We start from the raw sequence: 16,796 nt of genomic DNA, 5'->3' as shown, positions 1-16,796 counted from the left end.
TCGTGAGTGCTTGCGGACCGTACGCAGCCGCAACAAGGCGTAACACGAACGGAATTGACCACCGGGCGGATGCGGGGAGGTGTCGTGGACGAATACGCGGGGCGGGTGCTCGCCGACCGCTATCGCCTCCCGCTGCCTCCCGCGGACGAGTACGAACTTGCCGAGACGCGGGCCTTCGATACGTACAGCGGGCAGGAAGTCCTGGTCAGACAGGTTCCGTTGCCCGAGGTCGTCGATGCGGAAGTGCTTGAGTTCGATGAGCGTGACATCCCGGAGGGAGAGCTTCCGGCGGGGTTCGTGAGCGCGGGAGCGGTGCGTCGGCCCTCGGCGCGTACGACGCGCAGGCCGTCGGACCCGGCGGTGCGGCGCGCGATAGAGGCGGCACAGGCCGCCGCGCAGATACCCGACCACCCTCGGCTCGACCAGGTCTTCGACGTGTTCGCCGAGGGCGGTTCGCTGTGGATAGTCAGCGAGTTGGTGGCGGCGAGGCCGCTGGCCGCGCTGCTCGCGGACCGGCCGTTAAGCCCGTATCGGGCGGCGGAGATCGCGTCGGACGTGGTGACGGCGCTGCGGGTGCTGCACGCGCACGGCTGGGTCCACCGGAACATCACCGCTCGCACGGTCCTGGTCTGCGACGACGGCAGGGTGGTCCTCACGGGCCTCGCGGCGGGCGCGGCGGAAGAGGCGCTGTGCGGGTACGACCCTCGGCCCGAGGAGTACTTCGCGGGCTTTGAGGGCGGGGCTGACGGCCATGTGGGTGGTGTTGGTGGTGCCGGTAGTGGTGGTGCTGATGGTGCTGGTGGTGAGTCTGAGGCAGATGAGCCTGATGAGGTCTACGAGATTGATGAGGCTGAGGGTTCGCGTGGGCATGCCGCGATCGAGGCAGCCCCGGCCGTGGAGCCCGAGGGTGACGCACGGGCGGCACGGTCCAGCGCGATAGCCGAGTATCGCGCGGGGGCGCGGGCCGCGGCGCGGGGCGGAGAGTTGCCGGGCCCCAGGGACGGCGGGACGGGCGACGAGGAAGGGCCGCGCGGGTATGGCGCGGAGGACGGCAACGGGGGTGCGGCCGAGGTCGAGGTCGCCGGGCGGATCCTGGATCCGTACGGCGTCGGGGGTACGAAGCAGTGGCACGGAGCCGTGCCGAGGAGTGGGAGCGCGGGCGCGGGGGCGTCGAGTTCTGGTGCGCCGAGCTCTGGCGCGGAGAACGGCGGCGGCGCTTCCGGACACAACGGCGGTGCTTCCGACCACAGCGGTCCTTCCGGACACAACGGCGGCGGGTCCGGCCACAGCGATGCTTCCGGGCACCACGGCGGCGGGTCCGGACACAACGGCGGCGGGTCCGGTCGTCCCACGTCACGTAATGACGCCCCAGGCTCCGCGGTCAGCAGAGGCGGTCCTGGCTCCATCCCCGCCCCCGCCACTCCCGCCCCCGCCACTCCAGTCCCCACCGCCGCTCCCTCCGCATCCGGCCACAGTTACTGGGACGCCCTCGTCGCCGAGCGGAGCGGCGCCCGGCGTGGCCCCGCCACCGCTCTTGCCGCGGAGCGGGCCCGTCACGCCCGGATGACCGTGGTCGGAGGCGTGACCGAGCGGTGGTCGCCCGAGCAGGCCGGGCCCGTGCACGAGAACTGGCAGCTCGCCCCGCCCATCGGACCCGCGACCGACCTCTGGGCGCTGGGCGCCCTGCTCTTCCGGGCCGTACAGGGCCACGCGCCCTACCCGGAGGAGAGCACCTTCGAGCTCGTCCAGCTGGTGTGCGCCGAGCCGCCCGCCTACGCGGAGGAGTGCGGGCCGCTGCGGCCCGTCGTCGAGTCGTTGCTGCGGCAGGACCCCACCGAGCGGCTCGACTTCGAGGAGCTGAACGGCTGGCTGCGTTCGCTGGTCCGCTCGGCGCCCGAGCCGGAAGCCGGCGTGAACGTCGTGCCCGCGCCGCCGTTCGACGCCAGGCGGCTGCCCGTCGTACGCCGTCGAGGTGATCTCGTACGTCGCAAGAAGCGGCGTACACCCGAGAAGCGGGGCGCCTCCGCGCCCGTCGCCAACCCGACGTCGAACCGGCAGAACGGGCGGCACAAGCACAAGCAGCCCAAGCGGGGGCGGGAGCGGGAGCGGGAAGCCAGGATGGCGTCCGTGGCGCCCGCAGCCGCACCCGCGCCCAAGCGCAGCGATGCACCCAAGCCGAAGCCCAGGCCAAGGCCCAAGCGGGGCGACGCGCCGAAGCGGAGCGGCGTGCCCAAGCAGAGCGGGTCGGGGCGGCCGCGCTCGCTGGGGCGACTCCTGCTCATCCTCGTCCTGGTCGGGCTCGTCGCGGCGCTCGCGTACGCCGTGGCCTTCATGCCCAAGTCGGGGAAGAACGAGGGCAGCGACCGTGCGGGCTCCGCGGGGAACCCCGGCAGCAGCCAGGCGCCCGAACCCGGCAGCAGCCCCAGCGCCCGACCCAGCGAGGACGGCAAGTCCGACCGGCCGAGCGACAAGCCCGAGAAGAGCCCGGACACGGAGAAGACGCAGACCGGCGGGCCCGATCTGCCGCGCGGCTTCACGCTCCGCAAGGACGCGGAGGGCTTTAGGGTCGCCGTCGCGAGCGGCTGGGACCGGCAGCCCAAGAACGGCCGGGGCCAGGTCGTCTACTCGCACGGAGACTTCGAGCTGATCGTCGTGCCGGGGCGGGACGGCACGGACGAGTACGGCAAGGACCCGATGAAGTATCAGCGCGAGCACGAGCGCGAGCTGCAGCCGTTCCGCGACTCGACCTGGGCCACGTCCAGCGGGATGCGCACGGTGGAGGTCGGCGGGCGGACCATGGCCGAGGGGCAGTTCACCTGGCAGGATGCGGAGGGACGCGAGACCTTCGTACGGAATCTCGCGATGCCCGTCGGCGGGAAGTACCACGTGGTGCAGATCCGGGGGCCGGAAGCCGAGCGTGACGAGGTGTCGCGTCTCTTCGAGCAGGCTTCGGCCACGTATCGGGCCGACTGAGACAGGTCGTTCGCGGGTTGTCGGGTGGGGTGTCCGCAGGGTGTCCGCGGTTCATTCGAGGGTCGACCGCGGGTCGTCCGCGGGTCGTTCGTGGGTCGTTCGTGGGTCTTCCCCGCCTATTTCCCGCGTTCTCCCCGTGTTCTTCCCGCGTCCTTCGCGGTCATGAACGGCCCTGGAAGTTCACATACGTTCATAAAATTTCACAGGTGTTCTTAGATGGTCATGAGTGTTCGAAAACATTCATGGACGCTGAATTAACCCTCTGATCAGCGGTAGTTGGTGTCCCGGAACGCCCCGTTTAGCTGCGTCACGCGTCACAGTGAGGTCTCTGAGCACCCCCGGAGGTTCCCCGTACGCCTCCCGCTCCCTAACCTGGGCCATGTCAGAACCATTGCGGGGGATCGTGAATCAGATGCAAGGCCTGCTCCTCGCGGGCCGCTACCGGCTCGGTGAGTCCATAGGCCGCGGTGGCATGGGACGAGTGTGGCGGGCGCACGACGAGGTGCTGCACCGCACTGTCGCCGTCAAGGAGCTGACGGCCGCGCAGTTCGTGCAGGAGGCCGACCGCGCGGTCCTTTTCGCGCGCACGCACGCGGAGGCGCGGGCCGCCGCCAGGATCAACCACCCCGCGGTCGTCACCGTCCACGACGTCCTGGAGTACGACGCCAGGCCCTGGATCGTGATGGAGCTCGTCGAGGGCTGTTCGCTCGCGGACGCCGTCAAGGACCGGGGCCGCATCGAGCCCGTCGAGGCCGCCCGTATCGGCCTGTGGACGCTGAAGGCCCTGCGCGCCGCGCACGCCGCCGGGGTCCTGCACCGCGACGTCAAGCCCGGCAACGTCCTCCTGTCGAACGACGGGCGCATCCTGCTCACCGACTTCGGGATCGCCGCGATCGAGGGGGACTCGACGATCACGCGGACCGGCGAGGTCGTCGGCTCCGTCGACTATCTGGCGCCCGAGCGGGTCAGCGGCGCCAACCCCGGGCCCGCGTCGGATCTGTGGGCACTCGGCGCCACGCTGTACACGGCGGTCGAGGGGAACTCCCCGTTCCGGCGCACGTCGCCGATCGGCACGATGCAGGCCGTGGTCGCGGAGGAGCCCGCGCCGCCCGAGCACGCGGGGGCGCTCGCCACCGTCATCAGCGCGTTCCTGCGCAAGGACCCGGACACCCGGCCGACCGCGGAAGCGGCCGAGCTGATGCTCGCCGAGGCCGCGGAGGGGCGGCCGCCGAGCTCCGGTCCCGCGTACGTGCCGACGCAGGTCCACGCCACGTCCCAACAGCCGCAGTCCCAGCCGCAGCCGCAGTCCCAGCAACAGTCGCAGTCCCAGCAACAGCCGTACGCGCAGACGCCGCAGCCCGGCACCGTCACCCAAGGAACCGGAACCGGCTACGACTCCGGCAGCAGCAGCAGCAGCAGCAACAACGGCTACGGCTACGGCTACGGCTCCGGAAACAACACCGGGTACGACTCCGGAAACAACACCGGGGTCGGAACGGGAACAGGAACCGGCACAGGCACCGGCCCCAACTCCGCACTCCACCACTCCGGCACCGTCGTCCACGGCGCCCACCAGCCCCCGTACAAGACCCCGAAGCGCCGCAAGTGGCCCGCGATCGTCGCCGTGGCCGCGCTGGTCGTGCTGCTCGGCGGCGGAACCGCCGGCTACCTGTACTTCGAGAACGAGGACAACGGCAGTACGCAGCAGTCCAGTGACGACGGAAAGCCGGGCAAGGCCGTCGGCGGCATACCCGACGGCTGGCACCGAGTGAAGGACGCCGGGGGCTTCAGCCTCATGCTTCCCAAGGGCTGGGAGCGCGAGGCCAACGGCAGCCAGATCGACTACACCCCGGACCACGGACGGCACTTCGTACGCATCAGTGTCGACCGCAACACGACGTTCGAGAGCCCCTACCGGCATCAGCTGGAGCTGGAGAAGAACCTGCGGCCCAAGCTGCCCAACTACAAGAGGCTGCAGCTGGACCAGAACACCTACCGCGACCGACAGGGCGCGCTCTGGGAGTTCAGCTGGACGGCGGGGGCGAACGACACGACCGCGGGCCCGCGCCGCGCCATCTCACAGAGCTATATCAGCCGTGACGGCGTCGAGTACGTGATCTACATGTCGTCCCCCGCCGCCGACTGGGACAAGGCGCGGCAGCAGTTCGACGCGATACTCCTGGGCTGGCGGGAGGGCTGAACACGGCCGTCCGCACCCGGGGCTGCTGGGACAAGCGGCCGGAACCAGTCCGCCGCTCGGGCCCACAGGGTCCGTCCGCACACCTGTGGGGCATGATGGCCGCATGGGGAGCGTGGGGGACAACGCCCGGATCATAGCTGGCCGTTACCGCCTGGATGTGCGGCTCGGCAGGGGTGGCATGGGCGTGGTCTGGCAGGCCACGGATCAGTTCCTCGGCCGCCGGGTCGCCGTCAAGGAACTGGCGCTCGACGACACGCTCTCCGAATCCGACGCGATTCAGCAGGTCGAACGCACCCTGCGCGAGGCGCGGGCGGCGGCTCAGCTCCAGCATCCGCACATCATCGTCGTCCACGATGTCGTCGTACAGAGCGACCATCCGTACATCGTCATGGAGTTGATCGAGGGCGGTTCGCTGGCCGGGCGGATCTCGCGCTCGGGTCCGATGCACGCGCGGGCGGTGGCCCGGATGGGCATCGATCTGCTCGGGGCGCTGCGCGTCGCGCACGCCGCCGGGGTCCTGCACCGCGACATCAAGCCCGCCAACGTCCTCATGGAGGAGGCGACCGGGCGTGTCGTCCTCACCGACTTCGGGATCGCGCAGGTCAGCGGGGCGACGACGCTCACGGAGATCGGGTCCTTCGTGGGCTCTCCCGAGTACACGGCGCCCGAGCGGATGTCGGGCGAGCGGACGGGGCCCGAGTCCGACCTCTGGTCGCTCGGCGCGCTCCTGGTCGCCGCCGTGACCGGCGAGTCGCCCTTCCGCCGGGACTCGATCAGCCAGGTGCTGCACGCCGTCGTCTTCGACGAGATCCGCCCGCCGCCCGCCGCCGCACCGCTGCTGCCCGTCATCCTCGGTCTCCTCGAACGTGACCCGGACCGGCGGCTCGGCGTGGACGGTGCCGAGGGGCTGCTGCGGACGTACGTCGAGACGGGACGGATGCCGTCGACACCCGCGGGCCGGGCCGGCGGGCAGCCTTCGGCGCTGCCGGGCGGGCGGCCCGGCGGCTACACGCCCACCTACCGTGACCTGCCCATCCGTCCGCCGGGCCAAGCGGCGGAGCCATCGCGACGCCGTCGCCGCGCCATGCTGATCGCCGCCGCGCTGGTGGCCGCGGTGGCAGGGGCAGGGGTGTCCGCCGTGCTCCTGCTGAGCAGGGACGGTGGGAGGGGCGGCGGTACGCCGTCGACGCCGGCCTCGCAGAGTTCGCAGACCGGGCCGACGCAGACGGGGAGTTCCTCGCCTTCGCCGACCCCGACGGTGACGGTGACACGCGGCTCCCGCACCCCGAAGCCCTCGACGCCCGAGGCCCCCGAGGGCTACCGCGTCACGCCGGACCGCAGGGGCTTCACGCTCGCCGTGCCGGACGGCTTCACGCGCGAGGTGGACGGGCCCCGCGTCTTCTACAAGTCGCCGGGCGGCACCTTCCGCATAGGCATCAAGAGTTCAGCCACGGAGCCGGGCGGCCCGCTCGCCGTGCAGCGCCGCGCCGACGAGAAGGGGCCGAAGAACAACCCCGGTTACCGGGACGGCGAGGTCACCGAGACCTCGCACAACGGACGGACCGCGGCGCTCTGGCAGTTCAGCTGGGACGGCTTCACGGCGGCGGAGGGCGACCGGCACACGTTCGACCTGTGCTGGGAGGAGGGCGGTCGGATGTACGACGTGTGGGTCTCGGCGCCGGTCGGCAGGGCCAAGGAGGCCAGGCGATATTTCGACACGGCGGTGGACTCGTTCGTGCGCCGCTGAGGTCCGGACGTACGCCGCTGAGGCCCGGACGTACGCCGCTGAGGTCCGGCCCTGCGGCCCGGCGCATCACCCCTGTCACAACTCGGTGACCTGGGTGGAACCCGAGGCGTCGGCAAGGTAGTGATGTGGCCATGAGCAATGACGGGGGAGCCTCCTACGGCCCGTACGAACCCACCAGTTTCGGACTTCAGCCGCCGCAGCCCGGCGTCCCCGGACAGGGGGAACAGCAACAGGGCGGCCATCAACAGGGCGGGCAGCAACAGGGCGGGCAGTACGGTCAGGACGGCAATCCGTACGCCCAGGAGCCGCCGCAGCAGCAGGCGCAGCCGTACCCGCAGTCACAGCAGCAGACAGCGCGGCACCCCGCGGGTCCGCAGCACCCCGCAGGCCCGCAGCACCCCGCCGCGCCGACGCCGCCCCCCTCCCCGTACGCCCAGCCCACGCAGATGGTCCCGAATCAGCCGTCCGAGCCGTCCGAGCCGGATCCGGGCGCGGGGCGTCTGATCGCGGGCCGTTACCGCCTGCTGTCCAAGCTCGGCCACGGCGGCATGGGCACGGTCTGGCGTGCGAAGGACGAGACGGTGGACCGCGAGGTCGCCGTCAAGGAACCCCGCATCCCCGACCACCTGCCCGAGCGCGAGCGCGCCAACGTCTTCGAACGGATGCGCCGCGAGGCGCGCGCCGCGGCCCGTCTCGACCACCCGGCCGTGGTCAACGTCCACGACGTGGCGGTGGAGGACGGCCAGCCGTGGATCGTCATGGAGCTGGTCCAGGGCCGCTCGCTCGGCGCCGCGCTCCAGGAGGGCACGCTGGGCGCCCGCGACGCCGCACGGATCGGTCTTGAGGTCCTCGGCGCCCTGGACGCCGCCCACCAGGCGGGCATCCTGCACCGTGACGTCAAGCCGGACAACGTGATGCTGGGGCAGCACGACCGGGTCATCCTCACCGACTTCGGCATCGCCCAGATCGAGGGCGAGACGAATCTGACGGACACGGGTGGTTTCGTCGGCTCGCCCGAGTTCATCGCCCCGGAGCGGGTGTTGGGCCAGCGGCCAGGACCCGCGTCGGACCTCTGGTCGCTCGGCGTGGTCCTCTATGCCGCGACGGAGGGCGTCTCGCCGTTCCGTCGCAACAACACCCCGGCGACGCTTCAGTCCGTCCTGAACGCGACACCGGCGGCGCCCGCGTCGGCCTCGGGCCCGCTCGCCCAGGCGATCAACGGCCTCCTGGTCAAGGAGCCGGGCCAGCGCCCGCGCGCGGCACAGGTCCGCGCCCTCCTGGAGGAAGCGGCACAGCCGCCGCAGGCGGCGCCCACGCAGGTCGTCACGGTCAACGGTGACGGACGCGGCGGCGGAAAGGGCAGTGGCACGGGCAGTGGCAAGGGCGTCTTCCTCAGCCGCAAGGCGCTCGTCGTCATCGCGGGTGTGGCCGTCGCGGCCGTGGCGGCGGGCGTCCTTGTGGTCCTGAACCCCTTCGGGGGCTCGGACACGGAAGGCTGGAAGGACCACGAGTCGAAGGTGGTCGGCGCCACCGTCTCCGCGCCGGAGCACTACGTGGAGAGCAAGCCCGAGGACACCGACTCGGACAAGACCTGGGTCAGATACACCGACCCCAGTGGCGCCATCTTCATCACGCTCGACCTCGCCGAGAAGAAGGACACCTCCCAGGAGATCCTCGGGTCCGCCGCCTCCCAGGCGTACGCCGACATGGAGGACTTCAAGGCGAGCGGCGAGACCTCGTTCAGCCACATGTCCAGCGATCCGGCTCCGGACGGAACGACGGCCGACGCCAAGTACAAGGAGCGGAAGGCCGCCGAGAACACGGTCAAGTACACCGACTCGGAGACCGAGCAGCCGCACGAGGCCAAGATCCTCTACTACCGGACCGACTCCGGGAACATGTACCGGCTGTGGATCGACTACCCGGGCAAGGGCGACTTCACGGAGCGGGGCCGCGAGGTGGCCAGGACCGCCATCGAGAATCTGGGGATCGACAAGCTCTGACACCGCCTTCGACCCCGCGGCCTCCCGCTGCCTCTGTTGACTCCTTGTTGACTCCTTCCGGGCGCTGCGGACACCTGCTAAGCCCCTGATCAGGGGCTTTACCGCCAGCGATCGCTGGCACGGTGTGTGTGCTCGGTGAAAGCTGATTACCGACGGGTACCCAAAACTCTGACCTGGGCCTACGCTCACCACCATGACGGACTCGCAGGCGACCGCAGCGCCCCTCGGAACGAACCCGACAGCCGCCGCTCCCGAAGGCGCGCGCACCACCGCCGACGTGGTGACTCCCGAGCTGATCGCGCAGCTCACCCGGGACGTCATCGGCACGGGACGGACCGCCAACCACACGCCGTTCACCGGCGAGAAGCTGGCCGACCTGCCCGAGTCCACCCCCGAGGACGTGGCCACCGCCTTCGAGCGCGCCCGCGTGGCCCAGGTCGCCTGGGAGCGCACCCCGGTCCGCCGCCGCGCCGCGGTCCTGCTCCGCTTCCACGACCTGGTCCTGCAGCGCCAGGCCGAGGTCCTCGACCTCATCCAGCTGGAGACCGGCAAGGCCCGGCTGCACGCGCACGAGGAGCTGCAGGCCGTCGCCGTCGCCGCGCGGCACTACGGCCGCAAGGCCCCCGCGTATCTGAACCCCAAGCGGCACACCGGCGTCGTACCGACCCTCACGAAGGTCACCGAGAACCGTCAGCCGCGCGGTGTCGTCGGCCAGATCGCCCCCTGGAACTACCCCCTTGAGCTCTCCATCGGCGACGCTCTGCCCGCGCTCGTCGCGGGCAACGCGCTGGTGATGAAGCCCGACACGGAGACCTGCCTGACCGCCCTGTGGGCCCGCGACCTCATCATCGAGGCCGGTCTGCCCGCCGAGGTCTTCCAGGTGGTCCTCGGCGACGGCCCTGTCATCGGCCCCGAGATCGTCAAGCACGCCGACTACGTCTCCTTCACCGGCTCCACCCGCGTCGGCCGCGAGGTCGCACAGGGCGCCGCGGGCCGACTCGTCGGCGTCTCGCTCGAACTCGGCGGCAAGAACGCCATGCTGGTCCTGCACGACGCCGACATAGACAAGGCGGCGGCGGGCGCGGTGCGCGCCTGCTTCTCGTCGGCGGGCCAGCTGTGCATCTCCATCGAGCGGTTGTACGTCCACGAGTCGATCGCGGACGAGTTCGTCGAGCGTTTCGCGACGCGCACGAAGGCGATGCGGCTCGGCCGTTCCCTCGCGTACGGCGCCGATATGGGCTCGCTGGTCGGCGAGCGGCAGCTGGAGACCACCAAGCGGCACGTCGACGAGGCGGTCGCCAAGGGCGCCACGCTGATCGCGGGCGGCGTCGCCCGGCCCGACATCGGCCCCTTCTTCTTCGAGCCGACCATCCTGGACGGCGTCGAGTCCCCGATGGCGGTGTGCGGCGAGGAGACCTTCGGCCCGGTCGTCTCCGTCTACCGCTTCACCGACGAGAACGAAGCGGTCGACCTCGCCAACTCCACGTCCTACGGCCTGAACTCCTCGGTCTGGACGAAGGACGGCAGCCGTGGACGCAAGATCGCGACCCGCCTGCGCACCGGCACGGTCAACGTGAACGAGGGCTTCGCGCCCGCCTACGGCAGCGTGCAGTCGCCGATGGGAGGCATGAAGGACTCGGGCCTGGGCCGACGGCACGGTTCCGAGGGCATCCTGAAGTACACCGAGGCGCAGACCGTCGCGCACCAGCGGCTGATGCCGCTCGCGCCGTCCTTCGGCATGGACGACGAGAAGTACGCGGCGTTCATGAGCCTGAGCCTGAAAGTCATGAAGTCGCTGCGCATGCGCTAGAGGGCTAGAGGTCCGCTATAGGTCCGCAAGAGGCCAGTTCTCAACCTGCGCCAGAGGTCAGTTCTCAATGAGGAGAGTCAATGTCACAGGAGAACTCTGTCCAGAAACAGCCGGACAGTGAGACGGGTGGGTACGACGACGCGTCCTACGACTACGACGTCATCGTCGTCGGTTCGGGCTTCGGCGGCTCCGTCTCCGCCCTGCGTCTGACGGAGAAGGGCTACCGCGTCGGCGTACTCGAAGCGGGGCGCCGCTTCACCCGCCAGACGCTCCCGAAGAACTCCTGGGACCTCAAGAACTACCTCTGGGCCCCGGCCCTTGGCCTCTACGGCATCCAGCGCATCCACCTGCTCGGCAATGTGATGGTGCTCGCCGGGGCGGGCGTCGGCGGAGGTTCGCTGAACTACGCGAACACGCTCTACGTACCCCCCACGCCGTTCTTCGAGGACGCGCAGTGGAAGGACATCACGGACTGGCAGGACGAGCTCAGCCCCTACTACGAGCAGGCCAAGCGCATGCTCGGGGTGCGGATCAACCCGACCACGACTCCGTCCGACGTCCACCTGAAGGCGACCGCCCAGGCCATGGGGGTGGGCGACAGCTTCCACATGGCGCCGGTCGGCGTCTTCTTCGGCGACGAGCAGGACGCCTCAGGTACTTCAACGGCCAAGCCGGGCGAGGAAGTTCCCGACCCCTACTTCGGAGGCGCGGGCCCCTCGCGCAAGGCATGCAGCGAATGCGGCGAGTGCATGACGGGCTGTCGGCACGGCGCGAAGAACACCCTCAACGAGAACTATCTCTACCTGGCGGAGAAGGCGGGCGCCGTCATCCACCCGATGACGTCCGTGGTCACCGTCACCGAGGACTCGCGGGGCGGATTCGCCGTCGCCACGCTGCCCACCGACAGCAAGCGCAAGGGCAAGGGGCGTACGTTCACGGCACGCCGGGTCGTCGTCGCCGCGGGAACCTACGGCACGCAGACGCTCCTGCACCGCATGAAGGACACCGGCCTGCTCCCGCAGATCTCGGCACGGCTCGGCGCGCTGACCCGCACCAACTCCGAGGCCCTGGTCGGCTCGCAGACCACCGACCGCCGCTACCGCAAGCGGCACGGCATCGAGAAGGCGGACTTCACCAAGGGCGTGGCGATCACCTCGTCGATCCACCCGAACGCCACCACGCACATCGAGCCGGTCCGCTACGGCAAGAAGTCCAACGCGATGGGCGGCCTGACGATCCTGCAGGTGCCGTACAGCATCAAGGGCGGCGGCAAGGCGCGCGTCACGGGATGGCTCGGCAACGTCGCCAAGCACCCGTGGCTGATGGTCCGTTCGCTCTCCAACCGGCGCTGGTCGGAGCGGACCATCATCGGCCTCGTCATGCAGACGCTCGACAACTCCCTGACCACGTACCGCAAGGAGAAGGGCATCGGCAAGGGCCTGCTGACCGCACGGCAGGGCCACGGCGCGCCCAACCCGACGCAGATCCCCGAGGCCACCGAGGCGGCGACGCTGCTCGCCGACGAGATCAACGGCTTCGCGGGGTCGAACGTCGGCGAGCTGATGGGCACCCCGCTGACCGCGCACTTCCTGGGTGGCTGCCCGATCGGCGACTCCGCGGAGACCGGGGTCATCGACCCCTACCACCGCCTCTACGGCCACCCCGGCATCTCGGTCGTCGACGGCGCTGCGGTCTCCGCGAACCTGGGCGTGAATCCCTCCCTGACGATCACCGCGCAGGCCGAGCGCGCGATGTCGTTCTGGCCCAACAAGGGTGGTGAGGACACGCGTCCCGCGCAGGGCGCGCAGTACGTACGTATCGCCGCCGTCGAGCCGAAGACCCCGGCGGTACCGGCGGACGCGTTCGGCGCGCTGAAGCTTCCCTTCCTGGGGATGCCCGCGGTGCCGGCCAAGAAGTAGCCCGGAAAGCAGCCCGGGCCGCGACCTGATCCGCGTACGCGAAGTACCTGAAGTACGCGAAGTACGCGAAGTGCATGAAGTACGCGAAAGGACCTGCGCCCCCCTCCGAGCGCAGGTCCTTTCGTGCGCCGTTACCTACCGGCGTGCTGACGCGCGTGCTTACGCGGTGGCGTCGGCCTTCTTGCGGCGGACGGCGAAGACCGCGCCCGCACCGGCGATGACGGCGACACCGCCGACGAGGCCGATGGTCGGCAGCGCGGAGCTGGAGCCGGTCTCGGCGAGGCTGCCGGTCGTCGGGATCACCTTGGCGCCGCCCTGGGGCTTCTTGCCGACGGTGGGCTTCTTTTCGCCCTTGTTCTCCTCGGCCTTGCCCGGGTTCTCATTGCCGCTGCCGGGCTTCAGGACCGTGAACTCGTAGTACGAGAAAGACTCGTGCACGCAGTTCTGCTCGGAGTCGAGGTAGCCGCCGAGGCCGAGCGCGTAGCCGTCACCGGCCGGGGCCTTGGCGCTGATGTTGAGGCGCAGCTTGATGTCGACCTTGTCCTTGGCGCCCAGCTCGGTGGAGCCGAAGTAGATGCCGCCCGAGACCTCGTCCGCGATGGACTCCCAGGCCTTGGAGTCGGGGTTGAAGTACTGGATCTGCGCGTAGTCGGCGAGCCAGTCCTTCTCCTTCTCGCTGTCCGTGAAGCTGTCCACGGCGGCGAGCCACTGGACCTCGCCGAGGTCCTCGTCGGTCGGGTTGGCGGCGGTCAGCTTGAACTGGTGCCAGCCACTGCCTGCGACGATCTTGCCGGGCAGACCCGAGAGGCCGATCTCCAGCTTCGAGTCGACGTCCGTGCCGTCCTCGTCGACCGGGCACTGCGAGGGCTCCTCGGTGGGCTCCTCGGTCGGGTCGTCCGTCTCGGGGGGCTCGGTCGCGGGCTTGCCCGTCTCGACCGGCGGGGTCGTCGCGGGCGGCGTGGCCGGGGGCGTCTCGGCGGGTGTGGTCGGCGGAGTCTCGGCGGGCGTGCTCGGGGGCGTCTCGGACGCGGGGGCCGTCGAGCTCGGAGGCGGAGTGGTGTCCCCGGCCGTCGCGAAGGCGGCGGGGGCCGAAAGGAGCGCGATCGGGGCTATGGCAGCGGTCGCAGCCGCGGCGGCCATGACACGACGGAGCTTCATGAAGACCTCAGTCAGTCCGGCGTACCACCTGGTGGGCGATACGGAGGTGGAGGCCTCCGCGGTGGGGACGCGGGTGTGGCCGTTGTTACGCATGCATGACCTGCGTCCCCTGTGAATGGTTGTCCTTTACTTCACATAATTCTTATGTGGCGTGGATCACATGGGTTGTGTGTCCATTGCCGGGTGGCGTAGAAATTCCTCCGCTCTACGGTGATTCGCCGGGAGCAAGTGCGGCGGCAGCGAGGGGGCGGCGTGGCGGAGCCGGATGAGATACCGGACCAGAGACCCGATCGGATATCGGACCAGATACCCGACCGGATACCGGACGACGTGTGGGAGCGGTTCGAGCGCGACAGCCTGCGCGACATCCGTTCATCGGCGCCGAAGGAGCCGTCCGCGCGGGCGCGCATGGTGGCCGAGCGGCTGCGGCGCCTCGACGAGGAGGCGGCGCGCCAACAGGCGGCGGACTCCCGGGCCCTGGGCCGCAGGCGCAGGAAGCGCAAGGCGGCGAAAGGGGAGGGTGCCGCCGGGGCGTGGCGCCCTGACGAGTGGCGGGCGGGGCCGACCGGGCCGCGTCGCGGCGGGCGTTCGGAGCGCAGCCGCCGGGTGTGGAGCGTGGTGATCGTGGTGGGCGGCATGGCGCTGGCGATCGTGCTCCTGAGTCCGTTCCGGTTCTGGATCTGGCGGTAGCGGTAGCGGTCGCGGGAGTTGGCGGTTGCGGGAGCCGCATAGTGGGCGGCAGCGGGAGCCCGCGGTGGGCGGATTCGGGGTGGTGGGTCCCGGACGGGGAACCGTTCGTAACGATCTTCCGTCGTAGGAGAGGTGCGGGTGACTCCGCATGCTGCGAGGTGAAAGTGGGGGATCGGGGACGTGAAGTCGGCAGTGTGGCGTGGCGTGGTGTCCGTCTCGGCGGCAGCGGTGCTGGGTTTGACGGCGGCGTGCAGCGGAAGTGACGGCGGCAGCGCCGGCAAGGGTGATGAGGGTGGCGACGGGGGCGGGAAGCCGTCGGCGTCTGCGCAGGACCCTGGTGCCTCTTCCGCCGTGGCGAAGCTGCAGAAGGCGGCTCTGGCCTCGGGTGACGTAAAGAAGTACGAGGTCGAGGAGGCGCCGGCGAAGGCGGTTGGGGAAGGGCGCGCGACCCCGGCCGACTGCCGCCCGCTGTCCGAGTGGCTCGACGCCAACACCCCGCGGAAGTCGAAGGCTCACATCAGCCGCACGCTGAGCAGCACCGACGTCGAGAACACCACGGCGACCGAGGTCGTGCTGTTCGCGTACGGCCAGGGTGACGCCGAGAAGACCATGGACGAGCTGCGTACGGCGACGAAGTCGAAGAAGTGCGCCACGTTCGGGAACGGCAGCCACCGCTACTTCGGTGTCAGGCCGCAGCCCGCGCCCGTCACCGGCGACGAGGCCGTCTCGTACAAGCTCGCGAATCGTGCCGATGAGTTCCTCGAACGGCACCGCGTCTCGGTCGTACGCAGCGGCTCGACGGTGATCGCCTTCCGCGCTGTGAACGTCTTCGACCCGCAGCCGGCCGGGGCGGACGCGGGCGTGAACCCGGCCGACCCGGTGGTGGCCGACGCGATCGTCGACGCGCAGATCGCGAAGCTGGCGGGAACGAAGTAGTTACGGCAGGAAGTCGTCACGGCACGGAGTAGTGACGGCAGGGAGTAGTGACGTCAGGAAGCAGTCATGGCAGACCGAAGGGCCCCGCGGGACGGATCCGCGGGGCCCTTTGGCTGTCAGCACCGACGTCAGGGCAGCGTCGGTGCCACGGAGCGGCGCCGGGGGAGTGCGCCGCGAGTCGGGAGGCGCCAGCGGCCGCCCCGGCGCACGGGGGGCGCACTAGTGGTCTCGACCAATGGCAATTGAGTTGTGCACTGCCGCGCTTGCGGCTGTTCTGCTAGGCATCGTGCTGGATGCGCCGTGACCCGCGCAACCGGTTCGACGTGATCCTGACGAACAGGGACAGCTGGGGCGTTCCGAGGGGACGGAACACCCGAAGAGCTGAGGGACCGGGGACTTGTAAACGGTGGGGGGCGCTTGGGGGGCGTTCGGGATCCGCTGGGGCCGGTCGGCGGGAACGGCCGACCGGGGAAGCTTGAGGGACGGAGGCCGGTCGGCTCCGGGCGTCCCCGAAGCCGACCGTTCCCTGGGTGACCGGGCATGCTGTCCCCTGCCGTCCGGTCACGTCTCTGGAGCGAGGTCCCACGGCACACACGAGGTGTGTACCTCATCGCTCCAGCGGAGCCACGCGTGGTTTTTCCGTGCCCGCCCCTGGCTGGCACGGACATCGGGACCAACGAAGTCCCTCCGGGCCCGGTCACGCGCCGTACGGGTGAGAGCGGACCCGAACTCAGGTCCGGTGGAACCCGCGGCGCGCACAGCAGGGTTCAGACCCGGCCCCTGCACAGTTCGAGGAGCGTCATCGCGAGCGACGTACCGGGCTTGCCGAGCGCGTCCCTGTAGTGGCCGAGGACCTCCATCTCGCGGGAGAGGTTCACGCGACGGCCGCCCGAGCCGATGCGGGCCTCCTGGATGACGGCCGAGACAGCCATCCGTTCCTGTACGAGACCGATGATGCGGTCGTCGAGTGCGTCGATGCGGTCGCGCGCACCCTCGATCACGTCGGCGGCCTCGGGGGTGCGGGCGCCGGTCTTGTCGGTCGTGGCGATGGTCATGTGGGGCTCCTCATCGGATGTGGATCACGTGGATCACATGAATCACGTGGATCTCGGTGGATCTGGGTGGATCCCGGTGGAGTGCCCCGGAGCGACAAGGCCCGGAAATGACAGAACGCCCCGGGCCTTGTCGGCCCGGGGCGCCTGGGAAGTCGCTTGTCAGTGGATCAAGCAGCTCGACCATGGCAGCCGGCGGGCCGGTTGCCATAGGTAAAGAGGAAGCTCAGGTGCTTGGTCACGAGGCCAGTATGCCCCCATGCGCGCGTTCTCGGTCAACACGGGTTCCGCCACGGCTCGGATGCTGA

At 70.2% G+C, this 16,796-nt stretch carries 10 protein-coding genes; 8 read left to right on the top strand and 2 right to left on the bottom strand.

What is annotated here, in order from left to right; translation table 11 throughout:
• Window positions 1–84: 84 nt before the first annotated feature.
• The 6 genes from ACZ5CR_RS37280 to ACZ5CR_RS37255 all read left to right on the top strand — a co-directional run bounded on the left by ACZ5CR_RS37280 (window position 85) and on the right by ACZ5CR_RS37255 (window position 12,652).
• Window positions 85–2,973 carry a protein kinase gene (locus ACZ5CR_RS37280; RefSeq protein ID WP_468866068.1) on the top strand — a complete coding sequence of 963 codons (2,889 nt, stop codon included), beginning with the start codon at window positions 85–87 and terminating at the stop codon, window positions 2,971–2,973.
• Window positions 2,974–3,385: 412 nt separating this feature from the next.
• Window positions 3,386–5,173 carry a serine/threonine-protein kinase gene (locus ACZ5CR_RS37275; RefSeq protein ID WP_468866136.1) on the top strand — a complete coding sequence of 596 codons (1,788 nt, stop codon included), beginning with the start codon at window positions 3,386–3,388 and terminating at the stop codon, window positions 5,171–5,173.
• 103 nt (window positions 5,174–5,276) lie between these two features.
• Entirely contained in the window at window positions 5,277–6,920 is a 1,644-nt protein-coding gene (locus ACZ5CR_RS37270) for a serine/threonine-protein kinase (protein ID WP_468866066.1), read from the top strand.
• A 131-nt stretch (window positions 6,921–7,051) separates the two neighbouring features.
• A complete protein-coding gene (locus tag ACZ5CR_RS37265; RefSeq protein ID WP_468866063.1) occupies window positions 7,052–8,923 on the top strand; it encodes a serine/threonine-protein kinase in 1,872 nt (623 codons plus the stop codon).
• Between the two features lie 193 nt (window positions 8,924–9,116).
• Window positions 9,117–10,733 carry a succinic semialdehyde dehydrogenase gene (locus ACZ5CR_RS37260; protein ID WP_468866062.1) on the top strand — a complete coding sequence of 539 codons (1,617 nt, stop codon included), beginning with the start codon at window positions 9,117–9,119 and terminating at the stop codon, window positions 10,731–10,733.
• A gap of 80 nt (window positions 10,734–10,813) precedes the next feature.
• Complete coding sequence (locus ACZ5CR_RS37255) at window positions 10,814–12,652, top strand: GMC family oxidoreductase N-terminal domain-containing protein (RefSeq protein ID WP_468866059.1); 1,839 nt, start codon at window positions 10,814–10,816, stop codon at window positions 12,650–12,652.
• Window positions 12,653–12,811: 159 nt separating this feature from the next.
• Here the strand turns inward: ACZ5CR_RS37255 and ACZ5CR_RS37250 are convergent, their stop codons facing one another.
• Window positions 12,812–13,903, bottom strand: a complete 1,092-nt coding sequence (locus ACZ5CR_RS37250; RefSeq protein ID WP_468866057.1) for an LPXTG cell wall anchor domain-containing protein — start codon at window positions 13,901–13,903, stop codon at window positions 12,812–12,814.
• 159 nt (window positions 13,904–14,062) lie between these two features.
• Here ACZ5CR_RS37250 and ACZ5CR_RS37245 point away from each other — a divergent pair, with 159 nt between their 5' ends.
• Window positions 14,063–14,500: a hypothetical protein gene (locus tag ACZ5CR_RS37245; RefSeq protein ID WP_468866055.1), complete on the top strand. Its 438-nt coding sequence runs from the start codon at window positions 14,063–14,065 to the stop codon at window positions 14,498–14,500.
• Between the two features lie 351 nt (window positions 14,501–14,851).
• Complete coding sequence (locus ACZ5CR_RS37240) at window positions 14,852–15,436, top strand: hypothetical protein (RefSeq protein WP_468866054.1); 585 nt, start codon at window positions 14,852–14,854, stop codon at window positions 15,434–15,436.
• 767 nt (window positions 15,437–16,203) lie between these two features.
• Here ACZ5CR_RS37240 and ACZ5CR_RS37235 read toward each other — a convergent pair.
• Entirely contained in the window at window positions 16,204–16,491 is a 288-nt protein-coding gene (locus ACZ5CR_RS37235) for a chorismate mutase (RefSeq protein WP_361389652.1), read from the bottom strand.
• Between the last annotated feature and the right edge of the window lie 305 nt (window positions 16,492–16,796).

Source organism: Streptomyces sp. NPDC031274 (genome assembly GCF_055570235.1).
The sequence above is the reverse complement of the archived record's forward strand: the minus strand, read 5'-3'. Positions and strand labels throughout refer to the sequence as shown.

What these genes read in the sequence shown, in the direction of transcription:
- ACZ5CR_RS37270 (WP_468866066.1), top strand. Translation starts at nt 5,277, where the DNA reads ATGGGGAGCGTGGGGGACAACGCCCGGATCATAGCTGGCCGTTACCGC.
- ACZ5CR_RS37250 (WP_468866057.1), bottom strand. Translation starts at nt 13,903, where the DNA reads ATGCGTAACAACGGCCACACCCGCGTCCCCACCGCGGAGGCCTCCACC.
- ACZ5CR_RS37255 (WP_468866059.1), top strand. Translation starts at nt 10,814, where the DNA reads ATGTCACAGGAGAACTCTGTCCAGAAACAGCCGGACAGTGAGACGGGT.
- ACZ5CR_RS37235 (WP_361389652.1), bottom strand. Translation starts at nt 16,491, where the DNA reads ATGACCATCGCCACGACCGACAAGACCGGCGCCCGCACCCCCGAGGCC.
- ACZ5CR_RS37275 (WP_468866136.1), top strand. Translation starts at nt 3,386, where the DNA reads ATGCAAGGCCTGCTCCTCGCGGGCCGCTACCGGCTCGGTGAGTCCATA.
- ACZ5CR_RS37265 (WP_468866063.1), top strand. Translation starts at nt 7,052, where the DNA reads ATGAGCAATGACGGGGGAGCCTCCTACGGCCCGTACGAACCCACCAGT.
- ACZ5CR_RS37260 (WP_468866062.1), top strand. Translation starts at nt 9,117, where the DNA reads ATGACGGACTCGCAGGCGACCGCAGCGCCCCTCGGAACGAACCCGACA.